This window comes from Streptococcus infantis (assembly GCF_047465035.1).
GTDB classification, from domain to species: Bacteria; Bacillota; Bacilli; order Lactobacillales; family Streptococcaceae; genus Streptococcus; species Streptococcus infantis_T.
The window spans coordinates 1-740 of record NZ_JASHAQ010000052.1 but is presented as its reverse complement, the minus strand read 5'-3'; the positions used below and the strand labels follow the sequence as shown (position 1 = coordinate 740).

Annotated in this window: 1 protein-coding gene; it reads right to left on the bottom strand. The window is 44.2% G+C overall.

What is annotated here, in order from left to right; translation table 11 throughout:
• Window positions 1-740: Ig-like domain-containing protein (locus tag QM406_RS10040; RefSeq protein ID WP_414274125.1), on the bottom strand; the 740-nt coding region annotated here is incomplete at both ends.

The following is a 740-nucleotide window of genomic DNA, read 5'->3' as shown; positions in this document are numbered from 1 at the left end:
TCCGTCATTGTTAACTTTAACATCTGTCGCAGTTGGGTTAGCTTTCTTAACTTCTTCAGCTACTTTAGCTTTTTCTGCATCTGTCAAGTTGTTAGGATCTACTACTGGAGTAAGAGCTGGTACTTTAACATTATCCGCATCCTTACCATCACCTTTACCAACTGTTTTCTCTGTTGGAGTTGATGTATTGCCTGATGCATCTTTTGCTACGGCAGTCACTTTATCACCAGCTTTCAAGCCCATAACTGGAAGATAGAAGAGACCAGCTTCATTTGTAGTAACAGTAACTGTTTCACTATTTGGAAGAGTGATTTCAACGATTGTTCCTGGTTCTGCTGTTCCTGAAACAGCTTTATCACCTTCTTTAACATCGTTCACAACTGGGGCTGCTGGTGCTGTCTTATCATCGGCTTTCGCTACGGTTACTGTTGTCGCATCTGATGTGTTACCTGCGTCATCTGTCGCTGTTACTGAGACTGTCTTACCTTCTTCCAAACCGCTAACTGGAACACTGAAGTTGCCATCTTGGTCAGCTTTAGCTGATACTTTATCACCATTTGGAAGAGTGACTTCGACGGTTGAACCTGCTTCAGCTGTACCTGTTACTGCTGTGTCACCTGCTTTAACTGGGTTCACAACTGGGGCTGCTGGAGCTGTCTTATCATCGGCTTTCGCTACGGTTGCTGTTGTCGCATCTGATGTGTTACCTGCGTCATCTGTCGCTGTTACAGATACTGTTT